Genomic DNA, 23,194 nt, shown 5'->3' with positions numbered 1-23,194 from the left:
ATCTTAATAATCACGTTTCTGATGATTGCCGCATTGTGGTTTAGTGTTATTCGATTGGATGAAACAGGGAAAAGACGAGTTGTGCTCGATATTGCGTTAGTGCTGACGCTGAGTGTAGGAAGTGTTATGTGTTTATTAAACATTCTTGAAAGTATTCCTCACTCATGTCATGGGCTAGGGCTTTAGTGAGCGTTTGTCATATCGATTAACTTTTTTTGGAGAAAATAAATGCAAAAAATAGTGGCATTACTCACGGGATTAACGAAAACGCATGCAATAAGTAAAGCGATCAACTCCGGTTTCGCTTCGTTTTTCATGCTGTTGGTGTCTTGTTTTTATACCGTTGGGGTAGGGGCAGGCGGGATATCGTTCAACGCCGTCACCCAACTAATAAAACAAAACCCTAACCTTGAAATCCTGGCGTTTTTTTGGGGGATGACCCAAACACTCTGGATTTTAGGTGTTTTTTGTTTGGGTTTGGCAATCGTTGAGTATTTTAGCCAAAAAACAACAAAACCTCACTGGATGAAAGTCTGGTTAAAGCCAAACCCCGATTTTAAATGGATGGTTAACATGCTGTATGGGTCAGCGATAATTTTGCTGATGGTGGGATTCACTGCTCGCAATCTCGGACTGGATGTCAGTCAAATTCAGTTGTTCGCCGTTAACACCAATCTGCCCTCATTGCTGATATTTTTCCTTTCTTTAGGGCATGCAGCATTAGTGTCTTCAGGTTTATTTGCCCTATTAGGCGTAATAGATAACCTGCTTGCCCTAAAAAAGCCCACTCAAAAGGCATAAACGCATGAAAAAGACCGCCATCATCAATTTTATCACCTGCAGTTTGTTAAGTGCTCTGCTGATGATTTCCGCACAATGCTGGCTTTTTCCACCGATGCAGATTGTCACCTTTGATATGAAAAAGACCACCGATCGCTTTTTAGTGCAGGTGAGCAAACTGCACTTGTCAGATGAGAAAAAAGACCAGTTAATTGAACGATATAACAACACCTTAAAGCGGGTGCTAGAAAAAAATAGTAAAAGTAACACCGTAATATTGGTCAGTGGCGCAGTGATGGCAGGCGCAATAGATAAAACCGCTGATATCCAGCAACAAATTGCCGAAGCGATGAAAAACCATGAATAAGTGGCTGCTCTGTTTTTTATTTTTGACAAATTTTAGTGCGATTAGTCTAGCCACTGAAATCGGCACGTTTGGCGATGTGTGGGGGGTTGCTGAACAAAACCTGCTGACGGTGATTGAAGGGCAGGTGGAGAGTACCTTTTTAGGCAATGAAGAAAAAATCCACAAAGAGTGGCGTGAACTGGTAACAAAAAATGCCGAGCGACCTGAACCCTTACAGGGACTCACAAAAGCAGTAAAAAATACCACGCGGACGTTTGACCCCAGTTTCACGGTTACCAAAAATATTCGTGACCACAACGGCATCGTTTTTGCGTGCAAAGGGCAGAAGGTGAATCCGTTTGATATTACCCCCTTTAATGAAACGCTTTATTTCATCGATGGTGATGACGAAAAACAGCTTGCCTGGGTCGCCGCGCAAAAACCCGCGACCGCCATCCAAAAAATCATTTTGGTGAACGGAAATATAAAAACCACGGCGGAGACCTTAAATCAGCGTATCTACTTTGACCAGGGTGGCGTTTTGGTTAACCGGTTCGGCATTGAGAAATTACCCAGCGTGGTCGATGAAATGCCAAATCAATCCTTACTACGCATAACTGAGGTGGCGGTAAAATGAGTCAGTTTGAAGATTTAGAAGTTAATCCCGAAAAATCCGATCATCACCGTATTTATCTTTATCCTGCCAGTGGGACGCTTGAGCAGGAAATAGGGGAAGAGCTGAGAGCGATGATGAATGTCGGTATTCCTGATATGCGTATTTGTTTATTCGATCAACCAGACCTAGAAATTGAACATTTTGACGTTTTAATTGAATTCAGCCATCAAGTAGCCCCTGAATTTTCGCCTGACGACGAAGTTTACGTTTTTGATGAAGCAAAAACGGATGCCGACATTGGTGATGAATTATTCAATCGGCTGATGAAGTTAAAAAAAGGCACCGAAATCAGAATACAAAAACAGGAGATTTTATGAAAAGTCGTATCACAGTGGGTTTATTAATGAGCGCATTACTGTTGCCGGCTGCGGTATTAGCCGAAACAACACGCTGTACGCCAAAACATACCGAGGGCGACACGATTATTGCAGTAGATTGTAAAGTGCTGAGCGCCGAAGAAATCCAAAAAAGCGCCATTGAAGATATCAGCACAAATTTTGGTGGCATGCATCCTGTCATTAATGCAAAAGGAAGCGTCACGCTTGTCGCGGTTTATGATTATGCGTGTGCCGACTGTAAAAAAATGGCACCGATGTTGTTAACGCTGGCAAAAAACCACCCCGATATTCGCGTGATATTTCGAAATACGCAAGGTGAATTACCGAATGCCCAATTAGCGGCACAGGCTGAAAAAAAGGTCTGGATATTGCAGGGAGAGAAGGCATTTATGCACTATTTTAGCCAGCTATTTAAGGGGCAATCCGTAAAGGATGCGATGTTTGGCGTAGGGATTGCGTTTGCTGGCACGAAAGATGAACTTTTGGGATGGGATGTCACGAGCGACAAGATAGCCAAGCAAACCAAATACTTCCTGGAAGAGTTAAATATAAAAACCACACCCGCTTTCATTGTCACTGCCACCAAAAATCCAGACGTGAACACCACCACAATGTTAACCGGTGTGGTCGATGAAAAAACGTTATTATCCACCGTCCAAAAAGCGAAGTGAGGTGAATAATGAAAACGCGACGCTTGCACTTATTGTTTGCTTTTTTACTACTCAATCCGATGCTAGCAAAAGCGTCATTGTGTGAGGGTCGCTGGGTTAATCCCATTACCGATATCTGCTGGCGTTGTCTGTTTCCAATCAGCCTTGGTGATATCAGTTTAAATAGCAGTAGCCTGCCGGATACGCGTAATCCTTCATCACCGATTCAGCTATGTCCTGCGCCACCGCCGTTATTTCAGCGTATTGGTCTTGCGATAGGTTTCTGGGAGCCGTTTGCCATGACCGATGTCACCCGTGCTCCGATGTGTATGGTCAATATGGGCGGTTTCACCATTCCGATAGGACAGATTGGTATGGGAAAAGGCACCAAAGGCGCGAATGAAAATCCAGGCGGGATGTATCACGTTCACTGGTACAAATATCCCTTGATTAGCTGGCTCAATATTTTAACCACCATTGGCTGCATGCAAGGTGGGGAATATGACATTGGCTATCTCTCCGAACTTGACCCGATGTGGATGGACGACAATCTGGCGCTTTTTACCAATCCGGAAGCGCTGCTGTTTGGCAATAGCATTGCCCAGTTAGCCTGTGCCGCCGATGCGATTGCCAGTGAGGCCCGTTTACCACTGGATGCGCTCTTTTGGTGCGCGGGCTCACATGGCTCGATGTATCCGTTTACAGGGACGATTTATTCTGAAAGCAGTGGCATTAATAGTGCGCTGCTGCTTACCGAACGCATGAATTTTAAATTACATCGTCAGGGCATGATTTGGGACACGATAGGGGAAAATAAAGCCGTGTGTCAGGAATACCCGACCGTGATTATGCCAAAAAGCCGTTATCGCTATCAGATGGTCAATCCCGTGCCGGATGCCAATCAGTGTCACCCCACCGGTCGCAGTGTGATTCGCTGGCAAACCGGTAAAGAAATGCCCAACACTAAGAAGAATTACGGCTATCTGGTGTGGAAAAAACGCAACTGTGTGGTGCTTTAGGAGAATGAAGATGCGAAAACTCACCTTACTCTCACTGTTAATCTTGCTGGCTTCAGCCACTTCAAAGGCAGAGGAAGGTATGTCGTTAGAAGGCGTGACGCAAGAAACCGCCTATTTTCTCTCATCCAGCATTCCTGAAAAAACGTTAGTACCATTATTAAAATCAGCGCAAATGAAGCAAATTCCGGTCTATTTTAATGGGCTGATAGATAATAGCATGGAAAAAACGGCGCGTTATCTGCTTAATCTGATTAAAAAATATCAGGTCAGCGGCATTCAGATTGACCCCTTGCGCTTTGACTATTATGGCATTACCCAAGTCCCCGCGCTGGTTAAACGTTGCGGCAAAACGTTTGATATCGTGTATGGGTCAGTGGCGCTGGAGGAAGGATTAACGCAAATCAGTCGTCATGGAGTGTGCGGTGATGAATAAAATACTGACCGTGCCACTCTTTATGTTTGCGATATCGGCTTTTGCCAACGATATGGATAGTGCCGCGAAAGAAGGTTATGACCTCGCCGAACAAACACAAAAACAGGCAGAGTCTACCCTTAAGGATTTTCAGCCGCAAAAAGAACTGCCCAATTTTACCGCCAACCCTAATGAGGCGGATTTTTATCAAGATTCATCGAAAATAGGCAATGCTGCCAATCAGTCACTGAATGAAAGTGAGTTAGGCAAGCTCGCCCGTGAAACTTACATTAATAATCCCAAAGATAAAATTGATTGGCAATCGGATATGGTGAAAAACAGCCAGACCATCCAGGAAAATGCCGAGGGGATTACGGCAGGGAGTGCTAAGCAGTGCAGTAAAAAAAGCATTAGCCAATCAACCTTTAAAGCGCATGTTTGCGAGCGGGGAAAAACGATAGTCAGTACCTGTACCAACACGGCAAGCGTTGAGTGGGCAAGTGAAACGCAAACCAAAACCGTCACCCGCGTTTATCAACTACAAAACCTGCCTTTCCATAAGGAAGGGAGGCGGATTGTTGCGGTTATCACGCCGGATGTGGATGGCACGATAGAAAAAGTGACTTACACCTATCAAGGTTGTTACCGTTGCCACCACAGCGTGGGCATTTCAGGGATGGGGGATAGTTTTATTTATTGGCTCGGAGGAAAGGAATCTATTAGCGGTGAGCTAAAGATAACTAATCGAAAATTCATTAAAGGCAAGCCAATCCCTTTTTCACACAATGATAAAAGCCGCTCTGGCGCCTATCGCTTTCATCAGCCTGCCAAATTAACCTTGCGCTTTACCGTAAAAGCCAAAGAGACAATCTGGCACCCGAAAGTCGTTTGGACGCAAAAATGCCCCGTTGATAAGGCCAATGCCGTCAAAACCAAAGCCTGGTGCAGCCAAAAAGGGGAGACCCGTTATGTTGTTAAAGACGGTAAACGTTATCCTGTCACGCTCCCTTGCTGGCAGCAATCGGAGGAATGGGTGGTCTCTGAAAACGATGACAATACCTGTGGACGCTGGGAAAAAGACCCCAATTGCAGCGAAGGGTCACGCCAGTGTTTGCAGAAAATCGGCAATTTATGCGTTAAAGAATCGGTGAAATTCCAGTGTCAACAAACCATGCAGGGGGAAGGCTTTCTTTGTGGCGGTAAATTCTACTGCTCAGACGGCAAGTGTGCCGCCATTGCCTCAGGTAAAAACAATGACTTTGGCGAAGCAGTATCACAATTAGCCGCACTCGCTAAAGCCGGTAAAGACATCAGTGGGGATGGCAATAATATCAGTGCCTTTACCGGTAAACCGATGGCGTGTCGTAAAACCGCCATTGGCTTTAGTAATTGCTGCAAAAGCAGCGGTTGGGGACATGATATTGGGCTGGCCAGTTGTGACAGTGAAGAAAAAGCGATAGGCAAAGCCAAAGAAAAAGGGTTGGTGGTCGATGTGGGGGAGTTTTGCGCTGAAGACGTGTTAGGCGTGTGTTTGCGAAAAAAACACAGCTATTGCGTGTTTGACAGTAAGCTCGCGCAGATTGTGCAAGCGCAAGGTCGGGATGGTCAACTGGGCGTGGGGTTTGGCAGTGCTAAACATCCCGACTGTCGCGGACTGACGATTGACGAGTTGCAACAGGTGAAATTTGATACGCTGGATTTCACCGAATTCTATTACGAACTCAATAGCCAAACGAAACTACCGTATAGCAAAAAGCTCACTGAAAAAATCAGTCAGCAGATTAAAAACGAATTACAGGGGCGCAAATCATGAAACGCCTTTTGTTAAGTGGCTTGCTGTTATCGGCGGTGGTTACCGCCAAACCGGACGATGGCTATCACTATTCCCCTGCGGTTGGCTGGCACTGGTATAACGAACCGGCACCGCAACAGGAATCGCCGGAAGCGCCGTCATCACCGCAAAAACCGCTGTCAGCCGTGGAAACCATGCAAAAAATCAAAGCGCTCGGCGATGAATTACGCAATGCTGCGGTGCTCGACCCGAAATCACCGGAGAAAGTGGCGCGCTGGATGGCATTTCAAAACTACTGGTCGGATAACGCCAGTCAGTTTTCAGCCACCTGGCAGAAGGTGCTACTCCTCAAACCAGAACTCGATTACAACAACCGTCACTCACACTATAACGCCACCGCAACCTTGTCTTACGCGAACGAGCGTAAAGCCCAAGCCACCGCCATTAAATCCGTCAATCAACGCTATGGGGTCTTTTTCTTCTATCGTGGCAAGGTACCGTTGGACAACAAATTAGCCCAAGTGGTGCGGGAATTTGCCCGGCAATATCAGATGGCGGTGATGCCAATTAGTGTGGATGGCGTCATCAATCCCGAGTTACCCAACAGCCAGAAAGACCGTGGACAGGCGGCAAAAATGCAAATTCGCTATTTCCCTGCACTCTTTTTGGTTGACCCGAGCACGGGCAACTACCATCCACTGGCTTATGGTTTTATCAGTCAGGATGATTTAGCGAAACGGTTGTTAAACCGCGTGACTGATTTTGCGCCGAGAGATTAACGATGAAAACACTATTTGCTTTTTTCGTACTGCTTTTCGTCATTCCTGCCAATGCGGGCGCGATTGATGAAATCGCCGCACTCGAAAAACACAAAACGGTAGCAGCAGAGAATAAGCTGGCTCAACAGCGCGCAGCGCCCAACGCGAAGCCACAGACCTTTCGCTTATCAAACGGACAGGTGCTTAATATCACCGATTGGCAAATCGTGCATTTTATGAAATCCGATTGTCGGTATTGTCAGCAGTTTAACCCTGTGCTCAATGCCACCGCGCAGCAACTGGGTATTCCGGTTTTTGTCTACAGTTTTGACGGACTCGGTGATAGCACATTTAGCAACGTATTACCGGTAACCCCTGATGTGATTGGTGATTTTTTCCCAGAATTACCGCAGGTAACGCCAACGGATTTTGTTGTTAACACGCAAACGCTGGTCGCTATTCCCGTTTCGCAAGGCATGCTGAGCGCAGAAATGTTTATTAACCGACTGGAGCAGTCTTTTCTGTTGGTTGAAAAACTGGGGGTATTGCAATGAAAAACCGCAATCCAATAATCGCCATGATGCTGTTTGGTGCCACAGCGCACGCGGGTATCAATGAAGATTTAAACAAGTTTTTCCAGCAACTCGATAGTGGCAGTGGCGGGAATATTACGCAAGCGGCGGCGTGGCAAGGACAGGCAGCAGGTTATCTCACGGGTGGGTCGCTGTTTCTGCGCAATCCCGTCAGGCAAATCCAGCTTATTTCGGTCACCTTACCCGAAGTGAAATCTGGTTGTGGCGGCATTGATGCCTATCTGGGGTCATTTAGTTTCATTAACTCCGACCAGATAAAAATCATGGCCAAACAGATTTTAAGTAATGGTGCGGGTTACGCGTTTGATTTGGCCTTGGAAGCCGCACTACCGCAAGCCAAGGCGGTTAAGGATTATCTGCAGAAGCTGGCGACCGATATTAACAACACCAATATCTCCACCTGTCAGGCGGCACAAGGCATTATCGGTGGACTGTGGCCAAAAAATCAGGCCAACACCCAACATATTTGTCAGGATATCGCCGGTAACCACAGCGTTTTTGCCGATTGGGCAGCGTCCCGCCAGGGCTGTGGCGTGGGCGGCGAAACCAACAAGGTGTTTAACCACGCCAACGACGAAGAGAAAAAGCGCATACCGCGCAATCGCAATTTAACTTGGAGTGCGTTTGAGAAAATTAACCAGTTTATAAGTAATGACAGGGAATTAAAGGAGCTGATGATGTCGCTGGTCGGCACCGTGATTTATGGCAATCAGGGAGAGTTATCGGTGTTGCCAGGGCTAGGGGCAAGTGACAGTGTGATGGACGCAATTTTAAAAGGGGGCACAACGGAGGTATATCGTTGTGACGATGTCACGCAATGCCTGAAGCCCACAAAGAGCAAAATCACGGTTACCGCCAGCCATGGCATGATAGCACAAATCCAAAAGTTGTTGTCAAGCCTGTTTAAAAAATCCACCACCGATGCGGCGTTAACCGATAAGGAAACGGCCTTGATTGGCAGTACCCGCGTCCAAATCCTGCGCTATGTGATTGACAGTGCCTCACTCAGTCTCGATGAATCGATAGTCACATCGCTGGCCGAATACATCGCCAGCGACATGGTGGTGAGCTATATCGACGGTCTGATTGATTTGGTGGAAGTAGCCGGCGCAGGCAGTCTTAATACCGAGGAAGAAAACAAACAGTTTCAAAACAGCCTTAGAACCGTGCGCGAGAAAATGGCGCAGCGCTTAACTAAAATGCGGATTAATCAAAGTCATCTGCTGGAGCTTGAGCGCAATTTGCACTATTTGCGCCAGCAACTCTCATCGGGTTTGTCTTCCCGATTGATGAGCAACTATCAGTTTGGAGGGTGAAGATGGTGTTAGATACCTGGTTTATCAGTGGCGGCGATATGGTGACCCAAACCTTAAATGCGGTGGCGGCGATGGTCAATCACCGCACCTGGGGTGGGCTGCTTTATCTGGCGGAAACGCTCGGCATTTTAACCTGCGTCATGACGTACGTTAAAACCCATGACTTAAAGGGACTCTTTGCCTGGGGCTTTACCTTTGTTTGTGTGACGGCATTATTGCTCACACCGAAAGTCACCGTAGTGGTCAACGACCTGACGAGGCCGGATAAAATCAATCGGGTGGATAATGTGCCGGTGGGCTTGGCTACCCCACTTTGGTTATTAACGGGTATCGGCCATTCTGTGGCCACCTTCTATGATGATTTTTTCCATCTGCCGGAGAGTGTTGCCTACAGCAAAACCGGATTGATGTTTGGCCAGAAACTGATGCAGGAATCCTTAACCTTTCACAGCCATAGCCCTGAAATTAATGCCAATTTCAGTGAATACGTCAAAAACTGTGTCATCCCCGATATTCAGCTTAACCACAAATACAGCTTAAGTCAGCTACTCAACACGCGTGATATTTATAGCCTGATTTTCTCAAAACCCAGTCCCTTAAGAGGGATTTATTATCAGGGGTGGGAGGCTGAAAACACCGAGGGGGCACGCAGTCAGTTTATGACCTGCCAGCAAGCCACAGTCAAACTCAAATCACTGCTTAATCTGGATACCACCGGAACCGGCAATACACTGATGTTTTATGCACGAAAGCTCTTTCCAGGCCGCCACGATGCATCAGTGGTGTTACCGCATATGCTCGAAGGCAGCTACAACTACTTCATGAAAGCAAGCCAAAGTGCGGCGGATATTTTAAAACAGAACATCATGATAGCGGGTTTAAGAAAAGGCTTTAACGCCTATGCCGCAGCCATGAATGACCCCGCGGGGTTAAACCTGATTACCACGGAACAGTCGCTGGCCAAAATGCGCTTATCCCATCAAGCCAGTTATCATCTGGCCAGTGAAATGTTACCGCAACTCAATACCGTGTTGATGCTTTTATGTATTTCGCTCTTTCCGATTATGGCTTTAGCGCTTTTTGTGCGAGAAATAACGTACAAAGTCATCATTAATTACCTTAACATCATGGGCAGCCTCATGTTGTGGCCAGTGATGTTTGCTATTTTTAATCATGTTTACAACTTCATGATGGCAACCACGCTAAATGGCGAAAATGTGACGTTTTCTAATCTGGACAGACTGACCCAGACCGGCAGCACGACGGCTGGTATTGCTGGCTGGATGATGATGTCGATTCCGTTTTTAAGTTTTAAACTCTTCACTTCCCTCGGACAACAGATTGCCAGTGCCGGCTCCTATTTGGGTAACGCCCTGGCAGGGGCAACGACCGCCGATGCGTCAGCGGTGGCTAGTGGCAATTACAACATGGCCAATATGCAGGTGGAAAACATCAACGGCTTTAAAACCGATTTAAACCGCAGTTACAAAGCGGGACTCTCCAGCCAGCAAATCGATAACGGGGCGATGATTAGCACCACCCAAAGTGGCCAGCATATTGTCGATACCACACAAGCTATCTCGAAATTGCCGTTTAGTCTGGACACCAGTTCGATGCTCGATACCAGCTTTAGCAAAGCGTTAAGCAGTCAACACCAAGAAAGTGAAAGTTACCATCAGGGCTTAAAGAGTTCCATTAATGATACCTATAATATTTCAACGGCGCTAAGTAATCAGTTTAGCAAGCAGGGATCGCAAGATAGTAAATTATCCAGTGAACAACGCCAGGCGATTGAGGATGTTCAACGACAATCCCAATACGCAAAAGAAGCCATGTCTTCCAATAACAGTACATCCAGAGAGGATAGAACTTCAACCGATAGTACCGATGTTGCCGGTTTTGGATTTGGGGCAAAAGGAAGCCTGAGTGTTAGCAAGGGATCATCAAACGCAAAAGCGAGCGCGGAATTAGATGCTAACGCAAGGTACAATCATGAATGGCGAGACACTAATACAGACTCTGCGTCAAAAAGCAACAAAACCAGCGAAGATATGCAAGTGGCAAAAGATTTCGCATCGAGTCAGTCAGCAACCGTTATTAAGAATATGACAGACGATGAAATTAGTCGTATCTCTAATTCGGAAACCCGTTCTTTAGTCAGAGATCTAAGAGCCTCTCTGCAAAATACCAGCGAAAACTTTGCAGGATTTACCGCAAGTCAAACCAAAGAGCAGCGCATATCTGAGCAAGCCAATTTAACGGAAACAGAACGCCTAAGTGCTTCGCACCGCCTGGAGCAGGAATTTACCCAGTTTGCTTATCAACGCTTAGGGCAATCAGAGGCGAGTCATGTGTTAACCGACAGTGGGTCACCAGAGGTTAGAGCACAGCGTGAAGCGCTGGTAAGTGAGTTTAGCGACAGGATTGCCGAGGATATCCGCCATAATCATTTTGCCAGTCAAACAGTAGTCGCCAGTCATTATCAGGGCATGCAAGTCCCACATGATGCCAGTCAATATAATCCAAACGGTTTTAATCAAAATGTGGGGCAATTGGAAACGCAAGCCAATAAAGGCCAAATTCGACAACACCAGACCATTGTTAACCCAGAAACGGGTGAAAGCAATAAAGTCAGCCTACTTGAATCCGCCGAGGCCAATACCGGTGAATATGCAAAAGCGATACGGGCAGAAAAAACCGATTTTGGGCATAACGTGGCACCCACGCAGGATAAAATAACCGCCAATGAGAAGGCCATAAATAAGGAAAAATCCACTAATCTTAAAAGGTACGAGGATAAAGGAGGAAAATCAGAATGAGATTTATTGCATTTATCATCACAATAGTCATCCTCGAAACGCTGTTTTTGTTCTACTTTAAGCAAGCATCATCGATGATCGCGATGAGCGTCATTAACCTTAGCGCTGTATTTTGTTTTTTTTCAAAAAATTGGCGTGAAAGTGAAAAAGTATTCAAATACCCTCTGTTCGGTGGCTTTTTTATCGGAAATATTTTAATTCTCTCAAGAGAATTTTTAGAGATATCCGCAAAAAATGATGGATATGTGTTTTCCGAAGTTATCTACGGAGGGATAATACTATCCGCAATCATTTCATTATTTATTGCTGGCGCCATTCTTTTTTCTTACGCCCCTCAAGATTGGCAACGGAATGGATATTCAGATCATTCATCACATAACTTTTCTCCTTTCAATAGTGAATACGCAAATAGCAATCTTTTTGATGAAGAGATCTCTGATAGATTAGATACTAATCCAGCCACAGGGCTATCAATGAGTGGATGTGGCTCAGATTGTGCGGGAAATATGTACGGTTCGGGCAGTTATGATATAGGCGGATCTTTATCTTCCTACTCGTTTGATAGTTCTTACGATGATTCTTCACATACTTCATATAACCATTATGACAATGATTTCAGCACGACAAGTGGGTTTGATCACAATGACCATTTCTCAGGGGGTCATCGTGATATTTGATCATCATATCTAACCATCTTTTATCACCATTTTACTTGAACAGGTAGCTGTTCAAGTAATCCCTTATACCTTTAATATGGAGTTTTTAAAAATGGCACACCCTTTTAAGCGTTTAATCTTGGTCAGTTTAATATCGACATCTGTGGCTATAACAGGTGCATATTACCATGCATGCAGATCACCCAATAACATTGATGGAGATCAGCTAATAACATTTAACCAGATCGCTTAATAACATCGATGGAGATCACTTTTGGCCCATTTTGTTATTCGGTGATCTCCATCAATGTTATTCTAATTATCACAGGTGTGTTGAACTGTATTCTTTGCCATATGAGGGTAGAGAATACCTATGCCAACAGTACCTATTTCAATGAGAAAACTAAAAGAAATACTTAGACTTAAATATGGAGCCAAGCTCAGTCATCGCCAGATAGCTCGTAGCTTATCGATATCGCCATCTGCTGTATCACGATATGCTAATCGGGCAGCTCAACTGGGGATAAAACAATGGCCTTTACCCACAGAATGGGACCCATCTTCCTTACGAAAGGCATTTAGCCAGACTAAAGTGAAGATGAAAAAACATTCTTTACCTGATTGGGCGGAAGTACATAAAGAATTACGTAACAAAATAGTGACATTACAACTGCTCTGGGAGGAATATGCTGAACAATACCCAGGGAGTTTTTATAGTTATAACCATTATTGTCGTCTTTATCGTGAATGGTTAAAAACCACAAACCCATCAATGAGGCAAGTTCATAAAGCCGGTGAAAAACTCTTTGTTGATTATTGTGGTCCCACTATCAATATTATTAATCCCAATACTGGCGAAACCAGAACAGCACAGCTCTTTGTTGCTGTTCTTGGCGCATCAAACTATACATGGGCAGAAGCAACGTGGTCTCAGCAGCTTGAGGACTGGGTAATGAGCCATGTTCGCTGTTTCCAATCGCTTGGGGGTGTACCTGAGATTGTGGTGCCTGATAACTTGAAAAGTGCAACTTCACGAGCCTGTAAATATGATCCTGACATCAACCCGACTTACCAACAAATGCTTGAGCATTACAATGTTGCCGTCATGCCAGCCCGTCCTCGTAAGCCAAAAGATAAACCTAAGGCTGAAGTCGGCGTGCAGCTTGTTGAACGTTGGATTATGGCCCGACTTCGTCACGAACACTTCTATAGTCTTGCTTCACTCAATCAACACATCCAGGTTTTATTGAAAAGGCTAAATACCAAAAAGATGCAAAAAATGAGTTACTCTAGAGCTGAGCTTTTTGTTCAGTTAGACGCCCCTGTGTTAAAACCACTACCAAAAGCCCATTACAGCTTCACTCTGTTAAAGAAAGTTAGAGTCCATAAAGATTATCATGTTCAGATTGATAACCATTATTATTCGGTTCCATATACGCTTCTCGGAGTACAATTAGAAACTCGAGTTTCCGGCGAGTTAGTCAGATTATTTAATAAAGAGCAGGAAGTTGCAGTCCATCCCCGCTGCAGAACTTATGGCTACAGCACTCGAACAGAACATATGCCTGAATCCCATAGACAGCATGCAACCTGGACACCTGAACGTCTTCTTGAGTGGGCCGCTAGTTTGGGCAGTGATGTCCATGACTATGTTCTTCAGGTACTGAACTCTCGACCTCATCCAGAACAAAGTTATCGGTTTTGCCTTGGGCTTCTAAACCTTCACAAAAAATACAGCAATGCAAGGCTTAATGCCGCTTGTGCCAGGGCGTTAAAAACTCAAGTATGGCGATTAGCTGGAATAAAATCAATCTTAGAAAAAGGACTAGATAAACAGACAGTTCCAGATACAAAACCCGACCTGTTATCAACACTGGAGCATGAGAACGTTCGCGGAAGCAAATACTATCACTAATCAGGGAAATTATAATGAATCATCTTTATGAGCAACTCACTGTTCTGAAATTGAACGCATTGCGTGATGCCCTAAGAAATCAGAACGCTCAACCCAATACTTATCAAGAACTCGGATTCGAAGAGCGCCTATCATTGTTAGTCGCAGAAGAATTGACTAATCGTGAGAATAGAAAAGCAGAACGGTTAATTAAGCAGGCAAAATTTAGACTCAATGCAGAACTCTCAGAATTAGATTACCGTAGTAGCAGAGGGATAGAAAAAACGTTAATCCGTTCACTTAGTCAGGGCAGCTGGTTAAGTTTGAAACAGAATCTATTACTTACAGGCGCGACAGGAAGTGGGAAAACCTATCTGGCGTGTGCACTGGGACATAATGCCTGTAGACAGGGATATAAAGTGTATTACTTCCGATTAAAATCCCTAATGGAGCTTTGTTATCAAGGTCATGCAGACGGCAGATATGGTAAGTTGCTAACAAAGCTAAATCACACGGATCTGCTTTTGCTAGATGATTGGGGGCTTGAACCTCTTTCATCAGAGCAACGAAGCGATCTACTGGAAATTATTGACCTAATGTATCAAAAAGGTTCAATTATTGTGGTAAGCCAATTACCGATAGAAAATTGGTACAAAATGATAGGTGATTCAACCCATGCAGATGCAATCTTAGATCGGCTGGTTCATGGCAGCATCAAATTAGAGCTAAAAGGAGAATCAATGCGAAAAATACAAACGCTATTGACTGATGGAGATCAGTGAAGTTAATTTAAAAATGGTTCTGTGATAATGACACAAAGCGATCTCCATCGATGTTAATAAGTGATCTTTTTCATGGTAATACGCAACAGGCTGTAGTGCAGTCAGTACGGCAGTGAAAAAACGCAACCTTGAAGTAAAAACCCAAATGAGCGAAACCATCTGGTTAGATCCGGCTTTACAGAAAACCGTTTACCTGCAAATCAAAAATACCTCCGATAAAGATATGTCGGATTTAGCGAGCTTAATTAGAAAAGCGGTGGAAGCGAAAGGCTATACCGTGGTGAATAATCCGAATGCTGCCTATTACTGGATACAGGCCAATGTGTTAAAAGCCGATAAGATGGACTTAAGAGATGCCCACCGCTTTTTATCACAAGGTTATGAAGGGGCATCGCTTGGCGCAGCAGTGGGCGCAAGCGCCATGGCTTATAACGTCGATTCCACCGGCGGCGCATTAGGCATGGGATTAGCCGCAGGGCTGGTTGGCGCGGCGGTCGATGCCATGGTGGAGGATGTGAATTACACCATGATAACGGACTTGCAAATTAGCGCATTAAGCAACGGCACCAAGGTGACGGTAAATGATACCATGCGCTTAAAACAGGGCACCTCCGGCGCTAAACTTCAGACCAGCACCGAAACCACCAACCGCCATAAATACCAGACGCGCATTGTGTCCAATGCCAACAAGGTCAATCTGAAATTTGAAGAAGCGAAACCGGAACTGGAAAACCAGTTAGCCAAAAGCATCGCTAATATTCTTTAATTTCTCAAAAAATAAAGCCCAGTTAACATCACGCTTTTTCGATAACCAATTGGGCTTCCTCTCGTAAAGGAACGTTTAATAATGAGTCTTGATGCCAGAAACATGACCCAGGGTGGTCAGGTAATTAAGTATATGGTGGCGATGTTTATGCAGATAGCCAATATCGTGGCGTTCTGGGTAATTCTGGCTACCATTCTTGTTTTTTTTGCCACCATTGCCTTTCAAATCCCGTTTGAGAAGATGATACACGGGTTATCCTATTGGGCAATGGATACACTGGTCATCCCGCTACAGGAAGCGATTGGCACCAGCGAAGGCGGCACTTTCACCTTTCACTGGTTAAACCCCAGAACCGGTCAGGTGGTTGAATTTGAAAAAACCGCACGCGAGGTGCGTATCGACAGGTATTTTATTCATTGCTATGTGTTATTGAAAGACGCGGCATTTTGGGCGTGGGGTGTTGCCTCCTTTACCTTTATTGGTTTGATTGTGGCGGTGTTCTGGTGGTTAGGTAAAAAAGGCGCGCAGCAGCGAAAAAATGAGATTATTGGCGGTCGCTATCTGGCAAATTCGGTAAAAGAAATTAACCAGTTTTTAAAAGCCAACGGTAAACTCTCATCGCTTAAAATTGGGGATTTGCACCTGGTTGAAAACAGTGAACAGCAAAATATTGGGCTGCATGGCACGGTGGGAACAGGGAAAAGCACCGTTATTAATGACCTGTTGAGTCAGGTAAGAAAGCAGGGGAAAAGAGCCATTATCTACGATAAAGGTAATAACTTTATTCCGCTTTTTTATCGGGAAGGCAAAGATATCATCTTAAACCCAATGGATGCACGTTGCCCGAACTGGGATTTATGGCGAGAGTGTCAAGACCGCGCCGATTTTGAAACCTTTGCGCTGCCCTTGTTCCCCGATGCCAAAAGTGGTGACCCGTTCTGGCTCATGTCTGCTCGCCTGTTGTTTGTTGCGACCGCAGAGCATATGCGCTCACATCCTGACCGCTCGATTAAAAAATTATTACAGCGGTTATTGTCCATTTCTCTGGCTGAATTGCATGATTTTGTCCAGGGCACCGATGCCGCTAATTTAGTCGATGGCAGTATAGAAAAAACCGCCATGACCATTCGTACCGTGTTAAGTGCTTATGTCAAAGCGTTGCGTTACTGTCAGGGATTGGAAAAAGAAGGCAAGCCACCTTTCTCCATTCGGGAATGGGTACAAAATGCCGATGAAGATGCCTGGATTTTTATTTCCAGTGATGGTCGTTTGCATGCCGCCTTAAAGCCGTTAATCAGCACCTGGCTCAATATCACCATGCAATCCGTGCTGGCATTACCCCCAAGCAGAGAACGGCGTATCTGGACAGTGTTAGATGAGTTGCCCAGTCTTCATAAGCTGCCCGTTATTCTGGATTACCTCTCAGAAGCACGTAAGTTTGGTGGGGCAACCCTTATCGGCATTCAAAACTTCTCGCAACTGGAAGCGAACTATGGCGCTCAGGAAGCACGGGCGATTTGGGATTTAGTCAATACTACCTTGTATTTTCGTGCCCCCAGTGGCAGTGTGGCGGAGTGGGTACAAAAAGAACTGGGCGAAACCCGGTTGCTGAAATTCCGAGACCAGTATAGTTATGGGGTCGATACCATTCGTGATGGCGTGAACTTCTCGAAAGAAGATACCCGCGAAAAAATTGTCAGTTTTTCCGATATTCAGAATCTGGATGATTTGCAGTGCTTTGTTTCACTGCTTGGCGATGTGCCGATTGTTAAACTCACCCTGGAACATAAACAATATGAAACGATTGCCGCAGGGAAAATTGAGCGCGATGTCTCCGCCATTTTTGATAATCAGATTGAGCAGGAGCTGAATAAATCGGGGATTGAAAATAAAGCCGAAGCCATTGCCAGTAACACGTTCAATAATGACAAAAAAGCAAACACCAATACCGACGAAAGCAATAAAAATGAAGAGGGAAATAACACCACGCCGAATAACACCGCTATAAATAGTGAAAATGACGGCATGGGTTTCAGTTACGCCTGGTATGACAACAAAACAACCGTTACACCCGAATTAGCCCAAACCGCTGACAGTAGTGATTCTGAATCGCCTCTCGATGAATATCAGGACATCAACAATAATAACCCGCGAAAAATCGAGCATGAAAAATCGGTGTAAGGAAAGTTGATATGTTGACCGTTAATAAAATTACCAGCTCTGCCGGTGCAGCCAGTTATTATGAAGAAAAGGACAATTACTATTTTAACGGGGCGGATAACACCCAGTGGTATGGCACAGGGGCAAAAATATTAGGCTTAACCGGCAGGGTGAATAAAAACGATTTTTTACAGGTACTAGACGGTAAGTTACCGGATGGCAGCGATATGACGCATTTATCAAAAGGCAAAAATACTCATCGTGCCGGTTACGATTTTACCTTTTCCGCGCCGAAAAGCGTTTCAGTACTAGCATTGGTCGTTGAAGATAAGAAAGTGGTTGAAGCTCATAAAAATGCCGTAACAAAAGCCCTTAATGAGATAGAGCGGATGGCATCGACCCGTACCATGCATCAAGGGATAAGTCGTTTTGAGAATACCGGTAATCTGGTTTCTACCCTTTTTTTGCATGACACCAGTCGAAACCTTGACCCACAACTCCATACGCATGCGGTGATTGCGAATGTCACCCAAAATAAGCAAGGTGAGTGGAAAACACTCTCGTCAGACCGACAAATGGGGCAGGGATTTGTTGAGGTGACCTGGAATAATCAGGTGGCATTAGGGGCATTATATCGCCAGTTCTTGAAAGAGGAATTAACCGAGCAGGGCTATCAGTTTATTGCCGCCGGTCAGAACGGCCAGTGGGAAATAAAAGGCGTACCCACCGATATTTTCTCCAGTCGTCGCAAGGAAATCATTGCAGCGGTTGGGGAAAAGGCAACCGCAAAACAAAAAATGGTGGCCACTTTAGATACTCGCCAGAAAAAAGATTTTTCCAATATTGAAACCGTCCGTCAGGAATGGAAACAAAAGTTACAAGCAACCGGATTTGACAAAAATGCCATTATTAAACCCGTGACCCACCAAAAAATCGACCCTCAGCAACACATCACGCTGCAACAAGCCGTTAAAAATGCTATTCAGTCACTGGAGGTTCATCATCAGAAATTTACCTATGACAAACTCTTAACGCAGGTGATTAATCAGATACCTTTTGAATCAGGCATGATAAACAGCATAAGAGCCAAAATTGGAACGTTTTTGGATGGAGGTACTTTAATCCCCGTTAATAGAGAAGGTACCATCTTTACAACCCCCTATCAGCTAAAAGCAGAAAACGCCGTAGCGCAGTTAATAACTGGCTTAAACGCCAAAGAAAGTGGATTAAACTCAACACAAGCCAACCCATTGATAACCAGTCTGGTAAAAAATAATGCAGCGATTAATTTTGTCAATGTAAAAGGCGACGCAAATCACCATCTTAGCACGCTTTCCCAGATTCAGACGCTGGCGAAGGAAAATCGACAGCCCCATATTATTGTCGTGCCAAATGTGACAACCAAAAACAATTTGGTTGCCGAGCTTAAAAATGACATGAAGGTGATGACGTTAAAAGACATCGAACAAAATGAAAGGGTTGCTAAAAAAGCCTTATTAAGCGTTTATCAGTCCGAAAAGATAGGGCTGGATAAGATGAAAGCCCTACTGCAAACCGTAAACCACCACAATGCAACCGCGATTATTTTCGATAGCACCGCAGGTTCAGAAGCTGGACTGACAAAACAAATAGTCAGTAACCTCAATATCCCAACGATTAACTGTCATCAGGTTAATACAAGCAAACAGCTTTATTTTGTCGAAAAAGTGGATAAAAGAGACCGATCACAACTGGCGGCAAACTATTATTCTCGGTTACACGCCACCAACAAGGAGGCTATCATTCAGACAGGGAATAATAAACTGAATGCTGAGATAACACATAAAGTCCGTAACACATTAATAGAAAAAGGCTTGCTGTCATCCCAATCTGTCACCATCTCAACGCGAAAATCAGTGTTTCTCGATGCCTCAAACCGTAACAACCGCAATACTTATCAGGTCGGTAATCAATTAGAAAAAATAAACGGCGAGCAGAAGGAAGCCTTTTTAATTAAGGACATCGACAAAAAGAGCAACACGCTTGTGTTATCAAATGCTGACGGTCGTTATACCCTGCTTCCTATCAATAAAATATCAAACCACTATCAGTTGTATAAGACCGAACCCCTAGAACTGCGGATGGGGGATAAAGTGAAATCAGAGCGGCGATTTGGTGACAATATTCCTGCCAGTAAAGCCTTTACCGTCAGCCAGATAAGAAAAGGAAATTTTTTGTTTCGGGATAAAGTCATCCTTGAAGATAATCACGGCAAGACCTTTTCCTTTTCACCGAAAACCGAAGCCTCATTAGCGTACTATTACTGTGAATCGTTAGGAAAGAGCTTATCAAAAACCAAAACGGTGATTGCTATCACCAATGACCGAGAACTCAACGATAGCACGATTAATCAGATTAAGCGTAGTGGTAAAACGGTCATTGCCATCACCGGACACGATAAAGCCACTATTGATAAAAAAATGGCCTTTAACGATGTAAAAATGGAAACCATTAGTGCAGAAAAAATCGACTTTTATAAGGTAATAAATAACCAGACCGCAAAACAAAATCCGCAAGCTGATATACAAAAAGCCATCGAGATTGCTCTCGATAAATTAACCGGTTCAAAGGTCTTTTTTAATGGTGCGGCAGCGATTACAAAAGCGGTTCAGTTATTACCTCATACGCCCATTAAACAGATTGCCGCTCAGTTTGAAAAACAGTTAAAACAAGGCGACTTTATCGCTATTGATGGCAGTTTTAACACACTGATGGGAAATTTTATCGAAAAATCAACCTTTGAGAGAGAATCACATATACTTAAACAGATATTAGAAGGCAAAAACACCCAGTTACCCCTGATTAAACAGAGTCTACCTATTGATACCTCCGGACTCACGCAGGGGCAACAAAAAGCCGCCGAAAAAATCTTACGTTCACCTGACCAGATTATCGCCATTCAAGGTTATGCAGGCGTGGGGAAAACCACCCAGTTTAAAACCGTGGCAAAATCCCTTAAACAGAATCGACCCGACATCACGCTAATAGGACTCGCACCGACCCACAAAGCGGTGGCAGGACTTAAAGAAGCCGGTATTCAATCACAAACCATTGCCAGTTTTCTGAATGAAAATAATACCGAAACCAACTTTAAAAATACCCTGTTTATCATTGATGAAAGCTCAATGATAGGCAATAAAACCTATGCCACCTTATTAAAAACCATTACTGAAAAATCAGGGCGCATTGTGTTATCAGGTGACAGGCAGCAACTCAAATCTTTTGAAAGTGGCGTACCGTTTAAAGTAACGTTAGAGCGCAGCGCGGCAGACACTGTGGTGATGCGTGAAATTGTTCGACAAAATCCGGAATTAAAACCCGCAATCGAAGCCGTAATAGCGGGCAACATCAAACAATCGCTCGCCGTCATTAATAGCGTGCCGCCAGATACCGTAACGCGGATGAAAGATAGTGATATTCCAGCTAATTCAGTGGTTGACCTCAAAGGGAAAACGCAGGAGGAAAAAATAGCCACGATTGTAAATGATTTCACCAGTAGAACAAAAGACGCACAGGATAACACCCTGATTGTCACCCCATTAAATCGTGACAGAGCCGCGATTAATGAAGCGATTCATCAAACACTTTACCCAGATGACAAGCAAAGCCTCACTATCCCTACCTTGCAACGGATTAATCACGCCGCCGCTGACCTTAAAACCGTCGATTTTTGGCAAACAAACACCGGAAACATTGCTAAAATCAATCAAACCTATTATCACATTAACGAAACGTCATCAGATGGCACCCTTTCACTGCACCAGTCTGACAATCAGCAAGAGTGTTATCTGTCAGTCATGACACTTAATCCCGATGCCATCACATTGTATCAAGCGCATAAGATAACCGTCAGTCCAGGCGAAAAAATTAGGCTGACCGTCACCGATAAAGAACGCATGGCAGCAAATAATGAGATAGGGATAGTGAAAAAAATCGAAGGGGATACCTTGTTAATTGATTTTAAAGGCAAAACATTAACCTATCAGCCAAATCAAGAGATGAGCGACAGACATCTTGATTATACCTATGCCGTTACCGCTTATGCTTCACAGGGTGCATCCGTGCCTTATGTGATTGTGTATGATGGTGCCAGTGACAACAAAGCAAAACTGGCCGCGCTGGATAATACTTATGTCGAATTTTCACGTAGTAAAGAACATGTACAGGTTTATCTCGACGATACTGAGAAATGGATAAAGCACATTGAAACCCATAGCGGTGAGCGCTTTTCAGCCCATGATTTTATAAAACGTCAAGATGACCAATTGGCAGTGAGTGAAAAAACCTTGTGGGAACAAAGCAAAGTTATCACCCAAACCGCATTAGCGAAAAAAGTAGACCCAGTCATCGCAGAGGTAGGAAGATTAAGCACCCTCAATAAATCCCCTGAAATCCTATTACCCGTTGTCAATGAAAATGGCATTCACCGAGGCAACTACCATTTGCCGGTGGGGATTTATACGGGCAATATTGATTTTGAAAGCGCTAGTTATCAGGGGGCTAAAGAAGGCAAGTACATTATTCTCCAGAAGGGCGATGAAAGCGTCGAACCCAAAACCTATCAGGCTGACCAATTACCAAGCGCACTACAACAAATAGAAACGGATACTACCATCGTAGTAGAAATTACGCAGGAAACCGCAAAACCCAACGAATTGGCAACTGCAGTAGAAGAAAGTCTTTCCATTGATATGGATAAAGCGTTAAACATTGACATCAATGATACATTACTAAAAGATGAGGAGAGTAAATTACCCGAGAATGTTGATGCTGAAAAATTAATGAATACCGATGAATTTTTCTTGCCAATCGAAGACAACTTATCGGTACAAGAGGTAGACTCCGATAAAGAATCTAAACGATTAGATAACGATGAGGTCAATATTTTGCATCATGAAGATAAACAAAAAGTTAAAGAAAAAGAGTATGGCGAATAGGGTATAAAAGTAGCCTTTTTTACTTATAGCTATAATTATATATATTAAAAACGGCTAAATTTTTGGCTATTATATAAATAAACTGGATGCAATTAAACCAAAATAATATAAATTAACTATTGTTATCAACTGATTTCTATCAATATTAAAAGCTGATCTTTTTCATTGTAATAAATTTACTGCAAGCAAAGCGGTAATTTAACGGTATTTGAACTGCAAACTTTATAATTATTATAAAGTTTTTTCTACAGTAGAATCAGGAATTAATCTTATTAGTTAAGATAAATAAGTAAGGAAATTGAGATGTCATTATCAATTAATATCCCCAATAATAATCACTTTATAGAAATTAATGAGTCACGAGTTAAACGGCTATTAAGCGGAAACAAAGACTATGCGACTTACATGGGAATTTTGGATAAAATCAAAGATCTTTTTCGTACTGAGAAAAAGTCAGTTGC

17 protein-coding genes and 2 pseudogenes are annotated in these 23,194 nt (G+C 44.0%); all 19 read left to right on the top strand.

Annotated features, from left to right (window positions below; genetic code table 11):
- The first annotated feature begins 228 nt into the window (after nucleotides 1-228).
- Entirely contained in the window at nucleotides 229-801 is a 573-nt protein-coding gene (locus CBG25_RS01790) for a hypothetical protein (RefSeq protein ID WP_290604107.1), read from the top strand.
- Nucleotides 802-805: 4 nt separating this feature from the next.
- Nucleotides 806-1,147 carry a TrbI F-type domain-containing protein gene (locus tag CBG25_RS01785; RefSeq protein ID WP_290604105.1) on the top strand — a complete coding sequence of 114 codons (342 nt, stop codon included), beginning with the start codon at nucleotides 806-808 and terminating at the stop codon, nucleotides 1,145-1,147.
- Nucleotides 1,140-1,763: a type-F conjugative transfer system protein TraW gene (traW, locus tag CBG25_RS01780; RefSeq protein WP_290604102.1), complete on the top strand. Its 624-nt coding sequence runs from the start codon at nucleotides 1,140-1,142 to the stop codon at nucleotides 1,761-1,763. Before CBG25_RS01785 ends, traW begins: the two co-directional genes overlap by 8 nt.
- Complete coding sequence (locus CBG25_RS01775) at nucleotides 1,760-2,119, top strand: hypothetical protein (protein WP_290604100.1); 360 nt, start codon at nucleotides 1,760-1,762, stop codon at nucleotides 2,117-2,119. Before traW ends, CBG25_RS01775 begins: the two co-directional genes overlap by 4 nt.
- Nucleotides 2,116-2,811, top strand: a complete 696-nt coding sequence (locus tag CBG25_RS01770) for a thioredoxin domain-containing protein (RefSeq protein ID WP_290604099.1) — start codon at nucleotides 2,116-2,118, stop codon at nucleotides 2,809-2,811. The genes CBG25_RS01775 and CBG25_RS01770 overlap by 4 nt, the downstream gene beginning before the upstream one ends.
- Before the next feature lie 8 nt (nucleotides 2,812-2,819).
- Entirely contained in the window at nucleotides 2,820-3,809 is a 990-nt protein-coding gene (traU, locus tag CBG25_RS01765; RefSeq protein WP_290604098.1) for a conjugal transfer pilus assembly protein TraU, read from the top strand.
- A gap of 10 nt (nucleotides 3,810-3,819) precedes the next feature.
- Nucleotides 3,820-4,242 carry a type-F conjugative transfer system pilin assembly protein TrbC gene (gene trbC / locus CBG25_RS01760; protein WP_290604097.1) on the top strand — a complete coding sequence of 141 codons (423 nt, stop codon included), beginning with the start codon at nucleotides 3,820-3,822 and terminating at the stop codon, nucleotides 4,240-4,242.
- Nucleotides 4,235-6,034: a type-F conjugative transfer system mating-pair stabilization protein TraN gene (gene traN / locus CBG25_RS01755; RefSeq protein ID WP_290604096.1), complete on the top strand. Its 1,800-nt coding sequence runs from the start codon at nucleotides 4,235-4,237 to the stop codon at nucleotides 6,032-6,034. Before trbC ends, traN begins: the two co-directional genes overlap by 8 nt.
- Entirely contained in the window at nucleotides 6,031-6,792 is a 762-nt protein-coding gene (gene traF, locus CBG25_RS01750) for a type-F conjugative transfer system pilin assembly protein TraF (protein ID WP_290604095.1), read from the top strand. The genes traN and traF (CBG25_RS01750) overlap by 4 nt, the downstream gene beginning before the upstream one ends.
- Before the next feature lie 2 nt (nucleotides 6,793-6,794).
- On the top strand, nucleotides 6,795-7,325 hold the full coding sequence (traF, locus tag CBG25_RS01745) for a conjugal transfer protein TraF (protein ID WP_290604093.1): 531 nt from the start codon (nucleotides 6,795-6,797) through the stop codon (nucleotides 7,323-7,325).
- Nucleotides 7,322-8,680, top strand: a complete 1,359-nt coding sequence (locus CBG25_RS01740; protein ID WP_290604091.1) for a conjugal transfer protein TraH — start codon at nucleotides 7,322-7,324, stop codon at nucleotides 8,678-8,680. The genes traF (CBG25_RS01745) and CBG25_RS01740 overlap by 4 nt, the downstream gene beginning before the upstream one ends.
- A 2-nt stretch (nucleotides 8,681-8,682) precedes the next feature.
- Entirely contained in the window at nucleotides 8,683-11,499 is a 2,817-nt protein-coding gene (traG, locus tag CBG25_RS01735; RefSeq protein WP_290604089.1) for a conjugal transfer mating-pair stabilization protein TraG, read from the top strand.
- The gene (locus CBG25_RS01730; protein WP_290604087.1) at nucleotides 11,496-12,176 is read left to right on the top strand and encodes a hypothetical protein; all 681 of its coding nucleotides are present in this window, start codon (nucleotides 11,496-11,498) and stop codon (nucleotides 12,174-12,176) included. Before traG ends, CBG25_RS01730 begins: the two co-directional genes overlap by 4 nt.
- 352 nt (nucleotides 12,177-12,528) lie before the next feature.
- Nucleotides 12,529-14,070 (top strand): IS21 family transposase, encoded by a 1,542-nt coding sequence (gene istA / locus CBG25_RS01725; protein ID WP_290604085.1) that lies wholly within the window; start codon nucleotides 12,529-12,531, stop codon nucleotides 14,068-14,070.
- 14 nt (nucleotides 14,071-14,084) lie between these two features.
- Nucleotides 14,085-14,831 carry an IS21-like element helper ATPase IstB gene (gene istB, locus CBG25_RS01720; protein ID WP_290604083.1) on the top strand — a complete coding sequence of 249 codons (747 nt, stop codon included), beginning with the start codon at nucleotides 14,085-14,087 and terminating at the stop codon, nucleotides 14,829-14,831.
- Nucleotides 14,832-14,916: 85 nt separating this feature from the next.
- Nucleotides 14,917-15,597: pseudogene (traT, locus tag CBG25_RS01715) on the top strand (complement resistance protein TraT); the annotation flags it as partial.
- An 81-nt stretch (nucleotides 15,598-15,678) separates the two neighbouring features.
- A complete protein-coding gene (gene traD, locus CBG25_RS01710) occupies nucleotides 15,679-17,778 on the top strand; it encodes a type IV conjugative transfer system coupling protein TraD (protein ID WP_290604081.1) in 2,100 nt (699 codons plus the stop codon).
- Nucleotides 17,779-17,789: 11 nt separating this feature from the next.
- On the top strand, nucleotides 17,790-22,733 hold the full coding sequence (mobF, locus tag CBG25_RS01705; RefSeq protein ID WP_290604079.1) for a MobF family relaxase: 4,944 nt from the start codon (nucleotides 17,790-17,792) through the stop codon (nucleotides 22,731-22,733).
- A 303-nt stretch (nucleotides 22,734-23,036) separates the two neighbouring features.
- Nucleotides 23,037-23,194 (top strand): annotated as a pseudogene (locus CBG25_RS21225) (hypothetical protein); the annotation flags it as partial.

Source organism: Arsenophonus sp. ENCA, assembly GCF_002287155.1.
GTDB lineage: Bacteria > Pseudomonadota > Gammaproteobacteria > Enterobacterales > Enterobacteriaceae > Arsenophonus > Arsenophonus nilaparvatae.
The sequence above is the reverse complement of the archived record's forward strand: the minus strand, read 5'-3'. Positions and strand labels throughout refer to the sequence as shown.

Coding starts and splice junctions, on each gene's coding strand:
- istB (WP_290604083.1), top strand. CDS start 14,085: ATGAATCATCTTTATGAGCAACTCACTGTTCTGAAATTGAACGCATTG.
- traW (WP_290604102.1), top strand. CDS start 1,140: ATGAATAAGTGGCTGCTCTGTTTTTTATTTTTGACAAATTTTAGTGCG.
- traU (WP_290604098.1), top strand. CDS start 2,820: ATGAAAACGCGACGCTTGCACTTATTGTTTGCTTTTTTACTACTCAAT.
- traN (WP_290604096.1), top strand. CDS start 4,235: ATGAATAAAATACTGACCGTGCCACTCTTTATGTTTGCGATATCGGCT.
- CBG25_RS01730 (WP_290604087.1), top strand. CDS start 11,496: ATGAGATTTATTGCATTTATCATCACAATAGTCATCCTCGAAACGCTG.
- traF (WP_290604095.1), top strand. CDS start 6,031: ATGAAACGCCTTTTGTTAAGTGGCTTGCTGTTATCGGCGGTGGTTACC.
- traD (WP_290604081.1), top strand. CDS start 15,679: ATGAGTCTTGATGCCAGAAACATGACCCAGGGTGGTCAGGTAATTAAG.
- mobF (WP_290604079.1), top strand. CDS start 17,790: ATGTTGACCGTTAATAAAATTACCAGCTCTGCCGGTGCAGCCAGTTAT.
- CBG25_RS01785 (WP_290604105.1), top strand. CDS start 806: ATGAAAAAGACCGCCATCATCAATTTTATCACCTGCAGTTTGTTAAGT.
- CBG25_RS01790 (WP_290604107.1), top strand. CDS start 229: ATGCAAAAAATAGTGGCATTACTCACGGGATTAACGAAAACGCATGCA.
- trbC (WP_290604097.1), top strand. CDS start 3,820: ATGCGAAAACTCACCTTACTCTCACTGTTAATCTTGCTGGCTTCAGCC.
- CBG25_RS01770 (WP_290604099.1), top strand. CDS start 2,116: ATGAAAAGTCGTATCACAGTGGGTTTATTAATGAGCGCATTACTGTTG.
- istA (WP_290604085.1), top strand. CDS start 12,529: ATGCCAACAGTACCTATTTCAATGAGAAAACTAAAAGAAATACTTAGA.
- traG (WP_290604089.1), top strand. CDS start 8,683: ATGGTGTTAGATACCTGGTTTATCAGTGGCGGCGATATGGTGACCCAA.
- traF (WP_290604093.1), top strand. CDS start 6,795: ATGAAAACACTATTTGCTTTTTTCGTACTGCTTTTCGTCATTCCTGCC.
- CBG25_RS01775 (WP_290604100.1), top strand. CDS start 1,760: ATGAGTCAGTTTGAAGATTTAGAAGTTAATCCCGAAAAATCCGATCAT.
- CBG25_RS01740 (WP_290604091.1), top strand. CDS start 7,322: ATGAAAAACCGCAATCCAATAATCGCCATGATGCTGTTTGGTGCCACA.